At 57.0% G+C, this 18,124-nt stretch carries 16 protein-coding genes and 1 tRNA gene; 9 read left to right on the forward strand and 8 right to left on the reverse strand.

Annotated features, from left to right (window positions below):
- Positions 1–149 precede the first annotated feature (149 nt).
- A tRNA-Met gene (locus MCM46_12720) sits at positions 150–225 on the forward strand.
- A gap of 27 nt (positions 226–252) precedes the next feature.
- Here MCM46_12720 and MCM46_12725 read toward each other — a convergent pair.
- Positions 253–639: a hypothetical protein gene (locus MCM46_12725; GenBank protein ID MCG3112671.1), complete on the reverse strand. Its 387-nt coding sequence runs from the start codon at positions 637–639 to the stop codon at positions 253–255.
- Between the two features lie 299 nt (positions 640–938).
- Between MCM46_12725 and MCM46_12730 the strand changes: the two genes are divergently transcribed.
- The gene (locus tag MCM46_12730; protein ID MCG3112672.1) at positions 939–3,158 is read left to right on the forward strand and encodes a PAS domain-containing protein; all 2,220 of its coding nucleotides are present in this window, start codon (positions 939–941) and stop codon (positions 3,156–3,158) included.
- On the opposite strand, the gene MCM46_12735 is transcribed toward MCM46_12730, so the two are convergent.
- From MCM46_12735 to nth, 3 genes are all read right to left on the reverse strand, one after another.
- Positions 3,155–3,859 (reverse strand): YfiR family protein, encoded by a 705-nt coding sequence (locus MCM46_12735; GenBank protein ID MCG3112673.1) that lies wholly within the window; start codon positions 3,857–3,859, stop codon positions 3,155–3,157. The two genes, MCM46_12730 and MCM46_12735, sit on opposite strands and share 4 nt — an antisense overlap.
- Before the next feature lie 20 nt (positions 3,860–3,879).
- Positions 3,880–5,934 carry a TonB-dependent receptor gene (locus MCM46_12740; protein ID MCG3112674.1) on the reverse strand — a complete coding sequence of 685 codons (2,055 nt, stop codon included), beginning with the start codon at positions 5,932–5,934 and terminating at the stop codon, positions 3,880–3,882.
- A 244-nt stretch (positions 5,935–6,178) separates the two neighbouring features.
- Complete coding sequence (gene nth, locus MCM46_12745; protein MCG3112675.1) at positions 6,179–6,832, reverse strand: endonuclease III; 654 nt, start codon at positions 6,830–6,832, stop codon at positions 6,179–6,181.
- A 112-nt stretch (positions 6,833–6,944) separates the two neighbouring features.
- Here nth and MCM46_12750 point away from each other — a divergent pair, with 112 nt between their 5' ends.
- The 5 genes from MCM46_12750 to MCM46_12770 all read left to right on the forward strand — a co-directional run bounded on the left by MCM46_12750 (position 6,945) and on the right by MCM46_12770 (position 11,459).
- The gene (locus MCM46_12750) at positions 6,945–7,796 is read left to right on the forward strand and encodes a phosphosulfolactate synthase (protein MCG3112676.1); all 852 of its coding nucleotides are present in this window, start codon (positions 6,945–6,947) and stop codon (positions 7,794–7,796) included.
- 116 nt (positions 7,797–7,912) lie between these two features.
- A complete protein-coding gene (locus tag MCM46_12755) occupies positions 7,913–8,593 on the forward strand; it encodes a pirin family protein (protein ID MCG3112677.1) in 681 nt (226 codons plus the stop codon).
- A 16-nt stretch (positions 8,594–8,609) separates the two neighbouring features.
- On the forward strand, positions 8,610–9,173 hold the full coding sequence (locus MCM46_12760) for an archaemetzincin family Zn-dependent metalloprotease (protein ID MCG3112678.1): 564 nt from the start codon (positions 8,610–8,612) through the stop codon (positions 9,171–9,173).
- A gap of 277 nt (positions 9,174–9,450) precedes the next feature.
- Positions 9,451–10,686 carry a hypothetical protein gene (locus MCM46_12765; GenBank protein ID MCG3112679.1) on the forward strand — a complete coding sequence of 412 codons (1,236 nt, stop codon included), beginning with the start codon at positions 9,451–9,453 and terminating at the stop codon, positions 10,684–10,686.
- Positions 10,683–11,459 (forward strand): hypothetical protein, encoded by a 777-nt coding sequence (locus MCM46_12770; GenBank protein ID MCG3112680.1) that lies wholly within the window; start codon positions 10,683–10,685, stop codon positions 11,457–11,459. Before MCM46_12765 ends, MCM46_12770 begins: the two co-directional genes overlap by 4 nt.
- 344 nt (positions 11,460–11,803) lie before the next feature.
- Here the strand turns inward: MCM46_12770 and MCM46_12775 are convergent, their stop codons facing one another.
- The 4 genes from MCM46_12775 to MCM46_12790 all read right to left on the reverse strand — a co-directional run bounded on the left by MCM46_12775 (position 11,804) and on the right by MCM46_12790 (position 16,795).
- A complete protein-coding gene (locus MCM46_12775) occupies positions 11,804–11,980 on the reverse strand; it encodes a hypothetical protein (protein ID MCG3112681.1) in 177 nt (58 codons plus the stop codon).
- A 137-nt stretch (positions 11,981–12,117) separates the two neighbouring features.
- Positions 12,118–13,350 (reverse strand): DEAD/DEAH box helicase, encoded by a 1,233-nt coding sequence (locus MCM46_12780; GenBank protein MCG3112682.1) that lies wholly within the window; start codon positions 13,348–13,350, stop codon positions 12,118–12,120.
- A 371-nt stretch (positions 13,351–13,721) separates the two neighbouring features.
- Positions 13,722–14,225 (reverse strand): protease complex subunit PrcB family protein, encoded by a 504-nt coding sequence (locus MCM46_12785; GenBank protein ID MCG3112683.1) that lies wholly within the window; start codon positions 14,223–14,225, stop codon positions 13,722–13,724.
- A complete protein-coding gene (locus MCM46_12790; GenBank protein ID MCG3112684.1) occupies positions 14,222–16,795 on the reverse strand; it encodes a S8 family serine peptidase in 2,574 nt (857 codons plus the stop codon). Before MCM46_12790 ends, MCM46_12785 begins: the two co-directional genes overlap by 4 nt.
- A gap of 290 nt (positions 16,796–17,085) precedes the next feature.
- Between MCM46_12790 and MCM46_12795 the strand changes: the two genes are divergently transcribed.
- Positions 17,086–17,436, forward strand: coding sequence for a hypothetical protein (locus MCM46_12795; GenBank protein MCG3112685.1), 351 nt, complete (start codon positions 17,086–17,088; stop codon positions 17,434–17,436).
- 99 nt (positions 17,437–17,535) lie between these two features.
- A complete protein-coding gene (locus MCM46_12800; GenBank protein MCG3112686.1) occupies positions 17,536–17,832 on the forward strand; it encodes a hypothetical protein in 297 nt (98 codons plus the stop codon).
- Positions 17,833–18,124: the final 292 nt, after the last annotated feature.

The raw sequence follows: 18,124 nt of genomic DNA on the forward strand, positions 1-18,124 counted from the left end.
ATGTGGGAATTAGGAATTGAAAATCAACTCTTTTGACGTTCATTCCTAATTCGTAATTCTTAATTCCTAATTGAACTTTATGTACTTCCAGATTGACGCACAAAGCGAAAAATGATATAACCGGAGCTTGTCTTTTCTTGGAAACCAATGGCGGCGTAGCTCAGTTGGTAGAGCAGCGGAATCATAATCCGCGTGTCGGGGGTTCGAGGCCCTCCGCCGCTACCATCCTTCTTTTCTCTTTTCAGAGACGGTCTACCCTAACAGCACATCATCCGTAGCGGCGGTGAGGACGAAGACTTTCTCGTTGTTGTTTTCCGGATCCGAGAAAAAGAGAAAGAATCCCTTTCTTCCGGGAGAGACGCCCGTGGTGTAGCCGAAGAGATTTTCCCCGTCTTTGAAGCAGACCATCACTCTTCGACCCAGCCCCGGCCGCTCCATATCGATCCGCTCTTTATAGGTCGGATTTCCGTCGAAGCACTTCACGAAGAAAATCCCCTTCAATCGCGAAGGGTCAACCTTGATTGTTTCTCCCGAGGTTTTCTTCGTAAGGTGGAACCAAGGTTTTTCCGGGGAGAAGTCGCCGGTGCTTCCCTTGACGACCTCTCCGTCTTGAAAATGAAGAACGATCCTGTTTTGCATTACTATCCCTTTCTGAGGTTTTACGTCTACTGTGAAAATGACCGCTGCGATCATCCCGCCGATCAGGGGAAGGGAATTATACAATAACTGGATATTCCTTGTCATCCCTTTAATTTCACTTTCCCGGTGGAATCGAGAGGGTCTTGAATACCCTCAAAGAGTCAGGTATCTTCTTACTCTGGACAAAATGCGTCGTCGACAAAGGAGCGGCTGCTCCGTTTTTGCGATGCGTGGAAAACCGGCCGGCGTGTGATGCAGAAAACGCCCCGAAACGACTGAAGATCATTTTTCGGAGTCGAATGCTTCGGTTTCAAGATCGGTCCATTAAATCCAAGCTGATGTTTCTAACGCTGATGACCAGCAGCATCGTCTTGATGCTGGCCGGCATCGCTTCGATCAGCTACCAGATCCTCAAAGTACGGCAGAGCTTGACGTATAATCTCTCCACGTTGGCGGCCGTCATCGGCACCAACAGCACGGCGGCGTTGACCTTCAACGACCCGAAGGCCGGGGAAGAGACGTTGGCGGCCTTGGCGGCCTATCCGCGCGTCATTGCCGCCGCCATTTACACCAAAGAAGGCCGGGTTTTTTCCACCTACGTCAGGGATCCTGCGCCGGAAGGATTTCAGCCCCCCCCGGTTGGACCGGCCCTTTCCCGTTTTGAGAGAAACGCGCTGGTCGTTTTTCGCCCCATCTTTTTAGGAGAGGATCGGGTCGGCACGGTTTACATCCAATCCGATCTGGAAGATCTCTATTCGGCGCTCAGACAATACACCGCGGTGACCGCGGGCCTGATCGTGGCCGCCTCTTTCGTCGCCCTGTTGCTCGCCTCCCGGTTTCAGCGGGTCGTTTCCGAGCCGATTTCACATTTGGCCAAAACGGCGAAAGCGATCTCCATCCGGAAAGACTATACGATCCGGGCGCAGAAGCACGGCCAGGACGAGTTGGGCCTCCTGGTGCAGGGATTCAATGAGATGCTCGACGAGATCCAGACCCGGGATGCGGCCCTGGGGGCGAGCGAGCTGCGGTTTCGGACCCTGACCAGCCATGCGCCGGTCGGTATTTTTCAGACCGACCCCAAGGGGAACTGTCTTTTTGTCAACGGGCGCTGGTGCGACATGGCGGGGATGACGCCGGAAGAGGCAAAGGGGGAAGGCTGGATGCGCGCGTTGCACCCCGAGGACAAGGAGCGGGTTTTTAACGAATGGTACGACGCCGCGAAGGCCGGGCGCGAGTTTGCCTCCGAGTACCGCTTCCAAACGCCGCAAGGAAAGGTGACCTGGCTTTACGGCAGCGCCATTGCGCTGCGCAACGAATCGGGTGGGGTGATGGGCTACATCGGAACGATCACGGACATCACCGAGCGGAAAGAGGCCGAGGTCCAATTAAAAGAGTCTGAAAACCGGTTCCGCCAGCTTGCCGAGAACATTCATCAAGTCTTCTGGATGTCCGATACATTCAAACAGGAGATGCTTTATATCAGTCCCGCCTATGAAAAAATCTGGGGGAGAAGCTGCGAGAGCCTCTATCGGCAGCCGAAATCTTTTGTAGACGCGATTCACCCGGAAGATCAGCCCCGTATGAAGGCCTCTCTGGAGCGGCAAGCCCGCGGAGAGGGGACCGATATTGTCTACCGTGTCATCCGTCCCGATGGGTCGAGCCGTTGGATTCGAGACCGCAGCTTCCCGATTCACGATCGATCCGGCCGGGTTTACCGGATGGCCGGAATCGCGGAAGATATCACGCAGCAGCGGGAAGCGGAAGAAGAGCTGAAGCAGAAGACGATCCAAGCGCTGGAGGCGAGCCGGATCAAATCGGACTTTGTTTCGAACGTCTCCCATGAGCTGAGAACGCCGATCAATGCCATTATCGGCTATAGCTCGCTGCTGCTGGACGAGACCTACGGCGCCGTCGGCCAGGATCAAAAAGCCCCCTTGGAAGGGGTGGTCCGAAACGCAAATGACCTTTTAAATCTGGTGAATGACGTGCTCGATCTCTCCCGGATCGAATCGGGCAAAATGGCGATTCGTCTCGGACCGGTCGAGATCCCCTCCCTCATTGAGGGCATTCTGTCCGGAATGCAGCCGCTCTTTGAGAAAAAATTGCTTTTTGCCCGGTTTCATCCCCCGGAGACCTTTCCGGTCATTCAATCCGACGCAGAGAAAATCAAACAGATCACCATCAATTTCCTGTCGAATGCCGTGAAATTCACGAAAAAAGGAGGGGTGACGATCTCGGTGAAAGACCGGCCGGAGAGAGGGGGAATTGCGTTTTCAATCCAAGACACCGGAATCGGCATCAAACGAGAAGAGCTTCCGAAAATATTCGATGCGTTTCATCAGGTCGATGCGAGCGCGACCAGGGAGTTCGGGGGGGTGGGGTTGGGGTTGGCGATCGTTAAAAAACTGATCGATTTGTTACAAGGGGAGATTCAAGTCGAGAGCGAATATGGAAAAGGATCGACCTTTACCGTTTACCTCCCCTACCAGCTCGAACGGGTCAAAGAGAGCGCCTCCTAGTCCGGCATCGCCGGAACCAAAGACGTTATTCGTAAATCGCTATTCGTTAATCGAAAACCGCTTCTGAAATTAAAACGGACAATGCCGGCAACGGGTGATGGATGATCCGAAACGCCGACATCAAAAGGGACTTCCCGGTAGGCCCCCCCCTCGGGCACGATCCGGGCCAATTTCAACAACTGAGAGCTCGGCTTCAATCCGGCCCGCTCCACCGCGGCGACGTTGATCGCGAAACGGACCCGGTTCTGCTCCATTTCCAATTGGACCATCCCCCCCCGCTCGGCGAAATGGTCGCTATCGCTAACGGTCAAGACCGGCGCCCGGCTCAACTGCTTCACGATCCGGGAGGCGTTTCCCGCCTCCGAATCGCTGATAAAAAGAATATGGGCCCCGGCCGCCTCCTCGATCCTCGAAAACCTTCTTACGAGAATCGGCTTGTCTCGAACGGTTTTTCCCGCAACCGCTTCATCGATCAGTCTTCCAAATGGATCCTCTCCCAGAATTCCGATCACGAAGGCCGGATCATTCGAGAGTGCCTCCTCAGGCCAATCGACGAATTTGGCAAAGTTATACAGAAACGCCGCCTTGACCTGATATTCCGTCGCCGTCTGGGATGTGGCCTCGAACGGCGGAAATGCGACACTGATCGCGATCAATAAGATAAAGATTGAAATTCTCTGAAGGAGTGATCGGCGCTTCATTCCCCGCTTCATTCCCCCCTTTATTCCCATTGAACGGTTACTTTCGCATAAACGCCGCGTTGCACTTCGACGACGCCCCGAGCGAATTCCGCATGCTGCTGATCGAGCAGGTTTTGGCCGACGACCGAGAGTTCCACTTTCTCCGTCGGATGCCAGCCGAGCCGGAGATCGAGGTTATAATATCGCTTCACTACCTGGGCGGGAAGGCGGTCGACATACCGGAGAAACCAATCAAACTCCAGGTTCCCCGGCAAATCGATCATCGAGCGGAGCCCCGCCTGATGATGCGGGCTCGACCCTTCCGTTCCCGCTTCGCTGCTTTCCCGGGTTGGAAAACCGGCTTGCGCATTCAGGTGGATTTGGAGGAACGAGTAGATGAAGTTGACCCGCCACCACTCCTTCGCCTGCCAGTCGGTCATCAACTCCACGCCGTAGGTATGACCGTCCATCTGATTGGTGAAGAAAAACGGGACGATCACCCTGTCGGGGCCGGGAGGGGCCGCCTCGGTGAATGACGGGGCCCCCATCTCCAGGGTCGAAAGGTTCGCATACTTGTTATAGAATGTGGTCGAAGTAAAAGAGAGCCGGGGCTGCGGTTGAACCCTATATCCGAGCTCATAGGCGATCATCGTCTCCGATTCAAATGACTCGTTCGGAAGGACGCGGCCAAACGTATTCGTGGCCGGATCCAGGATGCCGGAGAGCGCCAAATCATGCTCCAGCCGGGTCGGGGTCCGGACGGCCCGGGTCACGGCGCTCCAGACCACCTGTGTTTCGGTCGGCTTCCAAAGCGCTCTTCCACTCGGCTGGAGCTCGAACCCGCTGTAGTCGTTGTGCTCGAACTTGGAGCCGAGGGTCAGAACCACCCGGTCATCGATAAAACCGATCTGGTACTGGACGAAGGCGCTATAGATCGCATCGGTCCGGTCCGCGGGGATAAATTCCACCGTCTCGACGCCGCTTGTATCGTCCGAGTTAAGCCGGTAGCCGGCCCCCCAATTCAGCGCCTGACTTTTGATCAATCGAAGGTGGTGCTGAAAATCAAAATCGAGGGTGTGCCGCTCTTCCTCGAAGTTCGCCTCTTCCCGGTTCGTATAATCATAATAGACCTTCAACGTCCAGTCGGACCGCTCGCTCCGGACGTGGCCCCAGCGGAACAAAAGATTCCCGCCGGAGAGATCGGCGTCTCTTAAGACCGTTTGCGAGAAAGGGGGGGTGTAGATTCCGAACGTGGTCCGCTGCCCCGCCTCCCCGGTGTAAAAATCTCCTTGGAGGGTGAAGGCGTCGCGGTCCGTTATATCGAGATCGGTGCGAAACCCCGCCTGGCCCATCCGCCAGTCGTCGAAATCGACTCCGTCTTGATGAAAGCCGGCATCCCGATCGAAGTATTTTGCATAGACCCGGTAATGGAGCTCTTCGCCGGACCTTCCTCCATAACGAACCCCGCCGAAGCCGCGCTCTTCCGTCCCGGCTCCGAGCGTGACCAATCCCCCCTGGGTCTCTTTTGAGTGTTTGGTGATGATGTTAATCACCCCGTTGACCGCGTTCGCCCCCCAGATGACCCCCCCCGGCCCGCGGATCACTTCGATCCGTTCGATGTCTTCCAGCAGCAGATCCTGCACCTCCCAGTAGACGCCGGCAAAGAGGGGATTGTAGACGCTCCGCCCGTCGATCAATACCAGGATCGATCGGGAGAGCCGGCTGGTGAATCCCCGGATCCCGATTGCCCACTGATTTGCATTGATCCGGGCGACCTGAACGCCGGGGGCCATCCGCAGCGCCTCCGGAACGGAGGTGACGCCGGAGCGGCGGATGTCTTCCTGCGTGATCACAAAGATCGCCGCCGGGGTATTGAACCATTTGATCGGACTTTTGGAGTAGGTGACGATCTCCACGTTCATCAGTTCTTCGAGACTGAGTTCCGTGAGAGCGTCTTGGGAATTTGTGGCGTGGGAGACTTCTTGACCCCAGGCGAGGGGCCGGTTTTCGATCAGGAGCAGAACCACCGTGAGAAAGAGCGCCTCCGCCAGAATGCGCCGGACGTGGTGAAGAACGATCCCCCTTCGGATGGTCATTCTCTGGAAGCTCCCTGCAGGTGGAGGGTGAAAGTTGCAGCTGCAATGCTCATGACACAGATTATAAGTTTGAAATTATAAGATACAAAATCGAAATTGTCATCCACTAAATAAAATATTTTTATATGGCGATCGCAGATTGGTTGGAAGGATATTCAAAACAGGAATTTCACCGGAGGGTATTTCTGGACGGGCGCCGTCCTCTTATGCAGCGAGCCGGAGGAACTCTTCCACGCATCGGCTCCTAACCAAACCGGCTCAGCGGGCAGGCCTCGTGAGGATGAGGCCGCGCGGGGCAATAGTCCCGTCCATAATCGACGACGCGAAAATTGAAATGGACCCATTCCTCTTCGGGTAAAATCGCCATCAGATCCCGCTCGATCTTATCGGGGTCGGTCTCGTTCGTCAGCCCCCACCGCCGGGCAAGGCGCTTGACATGGGTATCGACCGCGATTCCCTCGGCCACGCCGTAGGCCTGCGCCTGGATCACATTGGCCGTCTTGCGCCCCGCACCGGGGAGGGTCCGGAGCGCCTCCATCGTCCGCGGGACCTTCCCGGCGAACTGCTCCTTCACGATTTTGGCCGCCCTTAGGATGCTCTTCGCTTTATTCCGGTAGAAGTTGACCGACTTGATCTCCCGCTCGAACGCTTCCGGGTCGGCATTCACGTAGTCGTCGAGCGTTTTGTATTTCTTGAAAAGCCGCTCGGTCACCTCATTGACCTTTTTATCGGTTGTCTGCGCCGAGAGAACCACCGCGATGTAAAGCTCCCAGGGATCGGCGTGGCGGAGCACCGTCTTCGCCTCGGGATAGAGCTTTTTTAATTCAGCCACGAGCTGAGCGGCTTTCTTCTTCTGCTCGGTGTTTTTTAAATGAATGGTCGACTTCACTTGATTCATTTTACGCCTCCCTGCCGCTTTTCTCCAATAGGTCGGATTGGGGAGATTGTAGCGCGCGCTCTTTCTATGGCACAATAAAAAAAGAATCTTTTATGTCGCGGAGGAGAAGGAGATGGCTCAAGCACAGCCGAAAAAAGAGGAGCGGGCGTTCTCGTTTATCCGGATGAACGAACGCGCAGGAAAGCCGCGCACGCGCGGTATTACCGAGATCCGCGGTCCTTATTATACGCCGATGGGGAAGCGCTACCTTGAAGATGTCTTGGAGACGATGGGGAGCTATGTCGACGCGCTCAAGTTCGCGGGGGGCTCTTTCAGCTTAATGCCCCGGCGGGCCGTCAAAGAACTTCTCGATCTGTGCCATTCGCACAACGTCGTCGTCTCCACCGGCGGCTTCATCGAATATGTTCTCACTCAAGGCCCGCAGGCGGTCGACCGGTATATCGAAGAGTGCAAGGCGCTCGGGTTCGACATCGTCGAGATCTCCAGCGGTTTCATCGTCGTTCCGACCGACGATCTTCTCCGTCTTGTCGAGAAGGTCCAGAAGGCGGGGCTTAAAGCGAAGCCGGAGGTCGGGATTCAGTTCGGCGCCGGCGGGGCGACCGCTTCGGCGGAGCTTCAGGAGGAGGGGACCCGCGATCCCGAGTGGGCCATTATGCAGGCGCAGCGGTTCATCGACGCCGGGGCGTATCAAATCATGATCGAGTCGGAGGGGATTACCGAAAATGTCCCGACCTGGCGGACCGATGTCGTCGCCAAGATCGTCCGCGCATTGGGGCTGGAGAAGCCGATGTTCGAAGCGGCCGACCCGGAGGTCTTCGCCTGGTACATCAAGAACTACGGCCCGGATGTGAACCTCTTCGTCGATCACAGCCAGATCGTCCAGCTCGAATCACTCCGATCGGGGATCTGGGGAACGAAGAGCCTCTGGGGCCGGGTCGTGACCTATCAGCCGAAAGCGGCATGATTGGGAAAGTGAGGAATGAGGGGTGTTTGTTTTAGGAGGGGCGCAATTTATTGCGCCCTCAGGTTGGGCGTGATCAATCACGCCCCGACCGAACCTCGCGCCTTATGGAGGAGTCGATGATTCAACTCCGACGGAAAGAAGAGATCTTCCATGTCGAGGAGGAGTGGTTCTCCGCCGATTGGCACTTTTCCTTCGATGGTTATGTCGACCCGGAAAACACATTGTTCGGAACGCTGCGGGTCTTCAATGTCGATACGCTGATTCCCGGCGCCGTCTGGCCGATGCACCCCCACCGAGATATCGAAGTGATCACCTATTGCGTCGCGGGGGCGTTCGAGCATGCCGACAGCCTTGGCCAGGACGGTGTCCTTTGGCCGGGAGACGTCCAGCATACGACGGTGGGAAGCGGCGTCGAGCATTCGGAGATCAATCATTCCGACAAAAATCCGATGACTTTCATCCAGGTCTGGATTCTCCCCTGGAAGAGCGGGTTAACCCCCCATGTGGAGCAGCGGCATATTCGGAAAGAGGAGCGGCTCCATCGATTTTTACCGGTGGTCTCCAACCGCTCTCCCGGGGCGCTTCCGATCGAGCAGAATGCCGAGGCCTATGCGGCCGCGCTGACGGCCGGGGATCGGATCGATCACCGATTGGAGCCGGGCGACGGGATTTACTTTTACGTTATCTCCGGGGCCGTTTCTCTGAACGGACAAGCGCTCAACGCCGGCGATGCGGCAAAGGTCCGGGAGGAGCCGGCGCAGGAGAGTGAGCTCTTCATGGTGGGGGTGACCCTTTGAGTTCGGAGGAGCGGCCGTGCATTCGATCGTAATCGTGCCGTTCGGCGATGTTCCGAAAACGCTGCTCGATTTTCTGACGGAGGAACTTGGCTTCCGTTTCGGGACGGAGGTGCGGCTCTCCGCCGCCGAGCCGATCCCGGAAGGGGCTTTCGACCGGAACCGGAATCAATACCGCTCGTCGCTTTTCCTCCGCCGGCTTGAGGAGGAACGGCAGGATGAAGACCGGCAAGAGACGGAGCGGCGGCTCGGCATCGTCAATGTCGATCTCTACAATCCCGAATCGGACCGGGTCCTCGGCGAGGCCGATCCGGTCGACCGGGTGGCCGTGGTCTCCCTCGCCTCCCTTCATCCGGAAACGGAGGCGCTTCCCGAAGAGGATCTCCGTTTCCGGACGCGGGTTCTCAAAGAGGCGGTCCATGAGCTGGGGCATACCTATCAGCTCGAGCATTGCGGGAACCCGAAGTGCGTCATGTCCTTCTCCAACGCCCTGGACGACCTCGATCGAAAAAGCGCCGGTTTCTGTATGGCGCATCAATCGAAGCTGAAGCGCGAAGCTGAAGCGAAGTTGAAGCGACGATAGCCGACAGGTAGATCGTTCGCTCTCCTCTTTACCGGAGAAATTCCCTCATCCTGGTCCTTTTTCTCTCGACTCATACCCTCCTGATCATTGAAGAATGGTGCACCCTTACATCCTTTTCCGCCGGCGCACAGATGAATCGTCCCGATGAATTCCAGATTCTCTGTATTCAGACTACATTGGTATTTTATCTTTCTTGACAGCGTTCTTTCCGGTGCTATCTTGTGCGTAGCCCGATTCAGGATAGGGTGCACGCAATCAAAAAAGGCAAGGAGGCATTATGTTTGAACGATTGATTGAGATGGCTCCGATGGAGTGGCAGGATTTTGTCATCATGTTGCTCAGCCCTCTGGAGTGGATTCCCCAGATGCAGCAGTGGCTGGCCGATTTCTTCTTCGAGTCTTCCTCGAATGGAATCCTCGTGGCCAAGATCGTCCTGCTCCTCTTCCCCCTGTTGCTCTGGATCGCCGCGATCTGGTGCACGCAGCTGTCGCTCTACACCCTTCCGTTCCGCTCCGGAAGGCTTCAATTCATCTCCATGATGCTGCTGGCCTGGTGGGATGCCGCCCGGGCGGTCTGGCTCTATTGGATCGGGCTCTTCCGCGTCACGGGGGTAATCCTCGGATGGCTCTTTGCGGTGACCCGGCTGGCGGTCAAATTGTTGGTCGAGAGCGGCAAACAGATTCTCCTTCTTCCTTTTACCATGACCGGAAAGATGACCCAGAGTTACTTCCAGCCGGGGGTCCCCTGGATCGCCTTTATCATGCTGATTTTCTGGTGTCTGCTGGAGGCGGTCATCTTCACGTATACGCTCACCCCGACCGTCTCGGAGGTTTTGGCCGATCTGGTCGGCGTGGAGCCTCCTGCATCGATGGGGGCGGCCCTCTACCTTTTTCTCCTCCTGTTGATTCTCGGAAGCTTTGCCTGCATCCAGGCTTTTGTCGATGCCGTGAAGAAGCGGGAGTATAAATTTATCATTCAGATGGTTCTGGTGGAGATCTTCGTGATGTTCTTCGAGGTGATGTTCCTCTACCGCGAGCTGGTCGACGCGGTGACCCCCTGGATCGCCCAGCAGACCGGAGAGCAATTCCGGTTGGGGATTGTCTTTACCCTTTCACTCGCGGTCTTCGGGTGGGCCGGCATCCGCGGAATGACCTGGTTTCTCTTCGGCCAGTTCGGCACCCCGCCGCTGCTCGCCTTTATCTCCCGCAGGCCGATGATCACCCCGGAGCAGGCCGGCGCGGTGACGCCGCCGGCGGCCGAAGCCGCGCTTTGGTGGCGCGCCCCGGTTCAGGATTTCAAGGGGGAGATCGGCTGGCTGCATGAGAAGAGCGATCAGCTTCTGGAGTATCTGACCCTTCCGGTCCTCCAGGTCATGGCGGCGGCGCTCAACTTCGCCTTGATCCTGGTCTCCTCGCGGCCGATTTTCAATCTGCCGTTGAAAGGACTCAAAGAGGTGATGGCAACCAAGGAGATCTTTACCTTGCATCTCCAACCGAAGAGGGCGGAACGATGAAGATGCGTCTCTACGCTATTTTAAAAGCCCTGGTGGGGGCGGTGGCCCTTACGGCGGCGCTGGCCGCTTGCAGCACCCAGGTCGCGGAGCGAAAGCCGCGGCAGGCGTTGTTCATCGGGGTCGATGTCAGCGGCTCGTTTCAGCAGTCGGGTTATTATGATGACGCCATGACTTTTCTCGCCCATTATATTTACGGGCATCTGAACGAACTGGGGGGACTGGCGCCGCCGCGCGAGCTCTTCGTCGGTTCCATCGGCGGAAAGGACAGCGCCGAGCCGAAAGCCTTTCATCCGATCCATGACTTTACCGGAAAGAGCATCCCGGAGATCGAGGAGCAGCTTCGGGCCTGGTTCGTCCCGATGGATTCCTTCACCGATTTCAATCCCTTCTTCCAGCAGGTGGCGCGGATTGCGAAGGAGCGCCACCTGACCCTCTCCCCCATCACGGTGATGCTCGTCAGCGATGGGATTCCGGACGCCCCGATGCCGGCGAGCGAAACGGGGTCGCTCTATGAGAAGATCGACCTGTCGCCGCTCGAATACCTTTCGAGGAATCTGACGATCCGCTTGGCGTATGCCAGCCCGAAGGTCGGGGAGAACTGGAGAAAAGAGATCCCGCGGCAGCGGGTTCGCCTCTGGGCGGTAGAGGGAGAGGTGATGAAAGGGTGGAGCAAGCAGGTGGAGCCGGAGGTGGTCGATCCGGCGGGGCAGGAGCGGTTGTGGAAATGGGTTCGAGACAATGTCGACTATCGGGTCCGGTCCATTTCGGGCTGATTGAAGCTCCCCGCAGCAAGCTGCGGGGAATCTTCGACCCGAAAGGATGGAAAAACTCTATTTGTATGGTTCGCTCCGCGAACGATGTGGGCGGAGGCTTCGCGATCTATATACATCTGCACATTCGCGCGTCTAACCTTCGCAGCAAGCTGCGAGGAATGCGACGCGCGTGCGTGTTCAAGTGGAGCGGTAAAATAAAAACGGCCAGGGTTTTCACCCTGGCCGTTGCGCTTCTCCCAACTCCTAGGCCCACATCCGGTTGCCGCATCCATTCGAGAGAGTGTCGTTCGTCATCGCTGCCGGAGATCATTTGAGAATGAGTAGAAATTGAAAGAGAGAGGGCGTTAGGGGAGGAGCTGCCACTCGTCTTTATCGATCGTCACTTTTTGACCCGCCTGAATCTGCTTTAAATCATTGCGGTCGAACATACCGAGGTAGCGCTCGATCCGATCGTCATCGATGATCCGATCTTCTTTCATCTGGCCGCTCGGTAACTTGTACTTCCGAATCAATGTTGCCATGCTTCCGGTCTCCTTGCTTTGATATTTCGGAGGCGGCGTGGAGCCGGCCCCTTCAAAAAGCCCGCATTTTATCCCGATCTTTCGGGGAAATCAAGTTAAATTTTACGCTCCCCGGGATCGGTTGTCCGTGCGGCCGCTTACCACCGCTTCGTCCGCTTCTTGAAGCCGTTTTCTTTCCATCCGTTTTCTTTTTTTCGCTGCGATTGAAACGGCTTCTTCGCCGCCGGCTTCGATTTGTCCGCGGTTTCCTTCACTTCGAATCCGGCCACCAGAACCTGTGGGATTTTGGACCCGATCAGCCGTTCGATGTCGCGCAGGCTTCCCCGCTCCGCGGGGGACATCAGCGAGATCGCATCACCCGTTCCCTGGGCGCGGGCGGTCCGCCCGATCCGGTGGACATAATCCTCCGGCGCCTCCGGCAGCTCATAATTCACCACGTGGGTGATCCCCTTTACATCCAGTCCGCGCGCGGCGATGTTGGTCGCCACCAGGACCTGAATCGCCCCGCGCCGGAATTGCTCCAGCGCCTGGGTCCGCGCTCCCTGGCTCTTGTCGCTGTGAAGCGCGGCGACCTTCTTCCCCTTCTTCGTGAGATGGGAGGCGATATCGTTGGCGCGGTGTTTCGTCCGGGTGAAGACGAGGACCTGGCTCATTTTCTCCAGCTCCATCAGATGAATCAACAGGTCGCGCTTTCTTCCGGTATCGACCGGGTAGACGACCTGGCGAATCCCCTCCGCCGGGGTTCCCTGCGGCGCCACTTCGATCCGTTGGGGATTGTTTAAGATCTCATCGGCGAGCTTCTTCACCTCTCCGGAAAGGGTGGCCGAGAAGAAAAGGGTCTGCCGCTGCTTCGGGAGGGCCTTGATGATCGTCCGGACATCGGGGAGGAATCCCATGTCGAGCATCCGGTCGGCCTCATCCAGCACCAGTACTTCCAGATTTCTAAAGTTGACGGTTCCCTGGCGCATGTGATCGAGCAGCCGTCCCGGGGTGGCAACGAGGATATCGATCCCCCGCCGGAGCGCGTCTTTCTGCGGGCGGATGCCGACCCCGCCGAAAATCACCTCGTTTTTGAGCCGAAGGAAGCGCCCGTAGGTCCGGATGCTCTCATCGACCTGCGCCGCCAGCTCCCGCGTCGGCACCAGCACCAGCGCCCGAAGCGAGGGCGATTTTCCTTCCCGCAGCCGGTGTAGGATCGGAAGGGTAAAACCGGCCGTTTTCCCGGTGCCGGTCTGCGCGCAGCCGGTGAGGTCTTTCCCCATCATAATGATCGGGATGGCCTGTATCTGAATCGGTGTGGGGTTCTCATAACCTCTCGATTTCACGGCGCGAACAATTTCGGGGGCGAGCCCCATTTCTTCAAATGACATTCTGTTTTTCTCCTGATTAATCATAAGGGACCACGGTCCCCACATGGAAGCAAAATCCCGGCGGGGCGTTCCTCCTCAATGAATATAGAGAAGCGGCGCGCCGCGGCGGCTCATTTCTGCTTGGTTTTAAGAACCGTTTGAAGTGTAAGAGTCCATCGGTAGGGTGGATGAACCCGCTTCTTGAGGAGGGATCATAATGTAAGCGGATTCCGCCTCGTGGTTCTGAAACTGCCCACAGAGTATCACACGGGGGGTGAGATGCGCAAGGAAAATGTTTAGTGAGGGGGGGTAGATCAATTAGGAATCTGAGAATTAGGAGTGAGGAATGGACACATCCATTCCAAAAACGCCCTCATATGATCGATTGATTCTTACCGAATGGGGAGCGACTGAACCACGTTGCCTTTGTCGTCGACCAGGGCGATCTTTTCAATCCCGGGCTCTGTTTTGATTTTGATCAGGACGTACGGCCGGGTCATCACGGTCGCCTGGAATTGGTCCGCGGGGGGCGCCTCTACCCTGATTTTCACACGCAAGGTCTCATCGTCTCGGGTCACTTCATCGACAACGATCCGGTATCCCGCCGACGGCTTCTCTTCCGTGGAGACAAAAACGACGAGCGACTTTTCGAAATCAATCTTGGGGGGAGACGGCGGAGGAAGCCGGCCGGAATGGATTTCCGCGAAGAGCGTCTCAAACAGCGCTTCCCGGTCGACGACCTCGAATTGAAGAGAAGGGGATTGCTTTCCGGAATGGACCCCTTGGTCGATAATGCTGTATTTCACCTTGGAAGCGGCGCAGGCGCTCACGGCGAAGATGACCGCCCAGAGGAGCCAAAAAAATCCCCGGCCGCGGGTGGTGCTGTTCCTGTTCACTGAAGCCGCCTGAATTTTTTGCCGGGAGTCCCGCCGGGCGCAGCCTTGGCGCGCTGGGGAGAGACAAGATCTCCCACCAGAATCTCGATCCCCGATCGCTCCTCTCCCGCCGTCACGGTCACCGGCTCCGGGAAAGAGCCGCAGGCGTCTTCGAGGTCGCAGATAAAGCCGTCGTCGTCCCGGTCGGTCCCGGCCACGATCGTGTAAGTTCCGGGCGGTGTTTCCGGAAGGGTGAAGGTATAGTTTTGCGCGCGGCTTGTTGCGGTCTCCGACACGGTCTCGAACGCTTCATCGACTACCAGAACAAAGACGGTGCCGACATTCCCCAACGTTTCTCCGCCGACCGTCATCTCCACGGTGACCGTCGCGGTTGGGTTTTGTGGGGCATCTGACGTGATCGTGATGGTCGCGGTATAGTTCCCATCCGCAAGGCCTGTTCGATCGACGGCGGCGTTCACCGTCAGCGGCGCCGTTCCGGACGTCGGGCTGACCGTCAGCCAGGGGGCATCATCGGTGATTTCGGTGATGTTGAGGGTTCCGATTCCGGGATTGGTGATATTGATTTGGAGCGTGTTGATGTAATTGTTGAAATCGAGCGAGGTGGTCGAGACGCTGAGAATCGGGGCGGTCGCAGGAGTCCCTCCGCCTTGCACTACACCCGCCGCCTGCACCGCCAAGGCGGCATCGATGAGACCGTGGCCATACAAATCATCCCGGCCGGTGGCGCCGAGATCTCGCGTAATCCGCTGGGTGGTACCCGGGTGGGTCCCGGCGAGGAGCTGGTCGATATCAGTCGGTGTCAAAGTAGGATTCACGGCGAGCATCAATGCAATTACCCCCGCGACATGCGGAGCGGCCATCGATGTTCCTTGGAGGAACCGAAAGCCGAATTCGCCGGCGTCGTTTCCCTGCGTGCTTAAGACGCCATCCTGGAAGCCATCCCCGTTTAAGTCGGCTCCTGAGTTCCCACCGGGCGCCGCGACGTCCACCCTCGATCCGAAGTTGGAATACGGAGCCTTTGTTGCGTTGAGATCGACCGCCGAGACCGAAATCACCCCGTCCAGACCGGCGGGCGAAGTAAGCGCGCTGGTGTTCTCGTTGCCGGCCGCCGCCACCACGATGACGCCTTTTTCCCTCGCCTTGTTAATGGCATTCTGCATCGTTTGGCTAAAGCCCTGACCGCCGAGACTCATATTGATAATGTGGGCAAGCTTCGAAGCATTTTCATCTTCGCCGCCGGCGGCATGAAGGATCGCTTCCGCAATATCGGCATCGGTTCCCCCTCCTTCGCCGAGAACCCGGAGCGGCATGATCTGCGTCTGCCGGGTAACCCCCGCTACGCCCGAATTATTGTGGGTCTCAGCGCCGATGGTGCCGGCCACATGGGTTCCATGAAAGCTGCTGCTTTCTCCCCGGGGATCATCGCCGTCATCGTTTGCGTTCGTATCGTTATCGACAAAATCGAAACCAGAGATCAATCGTGCACTCAAGTCCGGGTGACCGACCAACACACCGGTATCAAGCACCGCTACGATGACATTACTGCTTCCCTGAGTGACGTCCCATGCCTGGGGAAGGTTGATCAATTCATAATGCCATTGCTTGCCGAAGTGTGTGTCATTGGGAGTAAAGAAGTGCTTCCGGATGAAATTGGGTTCGGCGTAGACCACGTCGGGGTCTCTTCGCAGTCGCCAGATCGTATCGATCATCAGCGCCTTCAGCTCATTCGCCTCGCTCTTCTCCGTTCTGAATTTTGATTTTGAGCCCGCCGCGCCCTTTTGTAACCGCGGGGCGGGAGGGATCACCTGCATTAACTCGACTTCCTGCGGAAGCGATCGCTTCGGTGTCAGGCCATGACGGACCGCGAAACCATTGCTCTTTCGCCGGGCTCCCGATGGATCATCCTTTAGCTTCACGAGTATCTCGCCGGGAGCAAATTCGGCCCCGGGCGGAATCGGCTCCGATGCGGCCGACAATCCCTCCACGGAGGAAAAGTCGAGGACATAGGCGCTCTGGCCTGCAAAGGCGACCACCCCCACCAGGAAATCTCCCCCTGTGTCTAGTATCATCTGAGATGTAATCTCGATCAACTCCGTCGAAATCAGTCCGGCGGAGGCTTCGACAATTGTCTCTTCAGAGGCATCGATCAGGACCAAATCAAGATCGTTCACGTCGAGATCATTGGCCCCGATGCTGAGGGTGATCCGGACCGGTTCTGAGGCGTTGAGGCGGAATAGGTCGGGGATCGGCACATCGTTGGGCGAAATAACGAAGACGTGGGGGTCCGTTTCGGATGCGTTTCCGGAAACGGTGAGCGTATTGGAAGCCGGCTGTGCCTGATCGACATCATCGTTCGGCTCCGCCTCCACCGTGTTGTCGGGGGGAATGGTCAGCTTGCCGGAGGCGGTCCCGGTCGTCGGTACCGGCGGATTATTGTTGCTCCCACCCCCGCCCCCCCCGCCACAACCGGCGAGTGCCAGTGATCCGATCAAAAAGCTGATGATCAAATAAGAAAAAGGAAACAGACGCCGGCCGGCCGGCGCTGTGGGGTTGCAAAGGTCTCTCTGCATGGGGGTGGATTCTCCTGTTTGAATCGGAAAAGAATCTGCCGATCATTCCGCCCGTCAGTGTACGTCAACTCTTTTAAAAGAGTCAATATTCGGATTTCATAGAAGGGGCTTTTCAACCGATGATCTCCGCGACGGGACAGGAGATGGATTGTCCTTCCACTATTCTGCTTGACCTTTTTTCGGCGATTCGATTATATTGTGGCTTGCGTATAATCCCTTTCTGGTAAATGCGCGGTTCCTTACACGGGAATGGAGTGATTCCATCCCGCATCCACGGAGCATGATTGGATATGTGGAGAATAATCTCTGTCTTTTCGCTTTTAGGTTTGTTGTTCAGCGGCTGTGCCTTCGGGGGCTACGCCCGGGCGGATCTTCAAGAACACCAGCCGACGTTTGGGACAGATGCCACCAAGAGCCAGATCGTTGAAATGCTCGGCCCGCCCGACAAGTACATCCAGATCGACAACACGGAGTACCTGGCTTACAAAACAAAAAAGGGTTGGTTCGTCCTCCTGGGGGGACGGACGGAAGCAAACGAATATGAGATCAAGCTCACCGACGGTAAGTTTACCTCGGCCCGCTTTATTCCCGCTGGGAGTTCCTACGGCATTTTGGCCCCGCAGGGGGCCGTCGCAGAATAGGAGGGGAGGCAGATCGCTTCGAAATTTTTCATCGCGATGCTGATCCTTGTCGCTTTCTTACAAGCTGGCTGTTCCATCACGCATATGGGGTCGCCGCCTTTGAGAAGCGGTCGGGCGGGGATCCCATTTGATCTCACCCGAAAGACGGCGATTGAGAAATATGGCGTTCCGGACAAGGTCCATGTCGTCGGGGAGCGGTCGTACTGGGTCTACCGCCGATTGGATGGATCATTTATTAATTTGTTGAATTACCTTTCCTTTGGGAGCGTTGATCGCCGGGCGATCCAACTCGAATACGAAGGGGACCGGCTGGTCCGCGTGGAGGAGTATCGGGCCGGGGATACTTTTAGCCTCGGCATTCTCGGTTATGCGCCGCCCGGAATGATCTCTGAGTAAGCAGAAGCTCCGGAGGTTCCTCCGGCTTGAAGCGGTCTACACGCTCTATATATATGAAACGACTCATTCCAATCCTTCTCCTTATCTCCCTCGGGCTTACCGGTTGCGGGAACTATAATCCTGTCGCTGTCGTTCAGTTCCTCGCGGCATCAAAATCAGACTCTGGAGATTCGGACGGCGGTTCACATTCCGGGAGCGCCGGCACCCCCCCAATCAATACGCCTCCGCCTTCCTCTTTTCCTCCGCCAGTTCAACTTCAATCGATTACGGTGGCTCCTTCAACGGCCTCAAT

It is taken from the genome of Candidatus Manganitrophus morganii (assembly GCA_021651055.1).
GTDB classification, from domain to species: domain Bacteria; phylum Nitrospirota; class Nitrospiria; order SBBL01; family Manganitrophaceae; genus Manganitrophus; species Manganitrophus morganii.

Excerpts from the sequence above, each read along its gene's own strand:
- MCM46_12725 (MCG3112671.1), bottom strand. The coding sequence starts at position 639 with ATGCAAAACAGGATCGTTCTTCATTTTCAAGACGGAGAGGTCGTCAAG.
- MCM46_12730 (MCG3112672.1), top strand. The coding sequence starts at position 939 with ATGCTTCGGTTTCAAGATCGGTCCATTAAATCCAAGCTGATGTTTCTA.
- MCM46_12735 (MCG3112673.1), bottom strand. The coding sequence starts at position 3,859 with ATGAAGCGCCGATCACTCCTTCAGAGAATTTCAATCTTTATCTTATTG.
- MCM46_12740 (MCG3112674.1), bottom strand. The coding sequence starts at position 5,934 with ATGACCATCCGAAGGGGGATCGTTCTTCACCACGTCCGGCGCATTCTG.
- nth (MCG3112675.1), bottom strand. The coding sequence starts at position 6,832 with ATGAATCAAGTGAAGTCGACCATTCATTTAAAAAACACCGAGCAGAAG.
- MCM46_12750 (MCG3112676.1), top strand. The coding sequence starts at position 6,945 with ATGGCTCAAGCACAGCCGAAAAAAGAGGAGCGGGCGTTCTCGTTTATC.
- MCM46_12755 (MCG3112677.1), top strand. The coding sequence starts at position 7,913 with ATGATTCAACTCCGACGGAAAGAAGAGATCTTCCATGTCGAGGAGGAG.
- MCM46_12765 (MCG3112679.1), top strand. The coding sequence starts at position 9,451 with ATGTTTGAACGATTGATTGAGATGGCTCCGATGGAGTGGCAGGATTTT.
- MCM46_12770 (MCG3112680.1), top strand. The coding sequence starts at position 10,683 with ATGAAGATGCGTCTCTACGCTATTTTAAAAGCCCTGGTGGGGGCGGTG.
- MCM46_12775 (MCG3112681.1), bottom strand. The coding sequence starts at position 11,980 with ATGGCAACATTGATTCGGAAGTACAAGTTACCGAGCGGCCAGATGAAA.
- MCM46_12780 (MCG3112682.1), bottom strand. The coding sequence starts at position 13,350 with ATGTCATTTGAAGAAATGGGGCTCGCCCCCGAAATTGTTCGCGCCGTG.
- MCM46_12790 (MCG3112684.1), bottom strand. The coding sequence starts at position 16,795 with ATGCAGAGAGACCTTTGCAACCCCACAGCGCCGGCCGGCCGGCGTCTG.
- MCM46_12795 (MCG3112685.1), top strand. The coding sequence starts at position 17,086 with ATGTGGAGAATAATCTCTGTCTTTTCGCTTTTAGGTTTGTTGTTCAGC.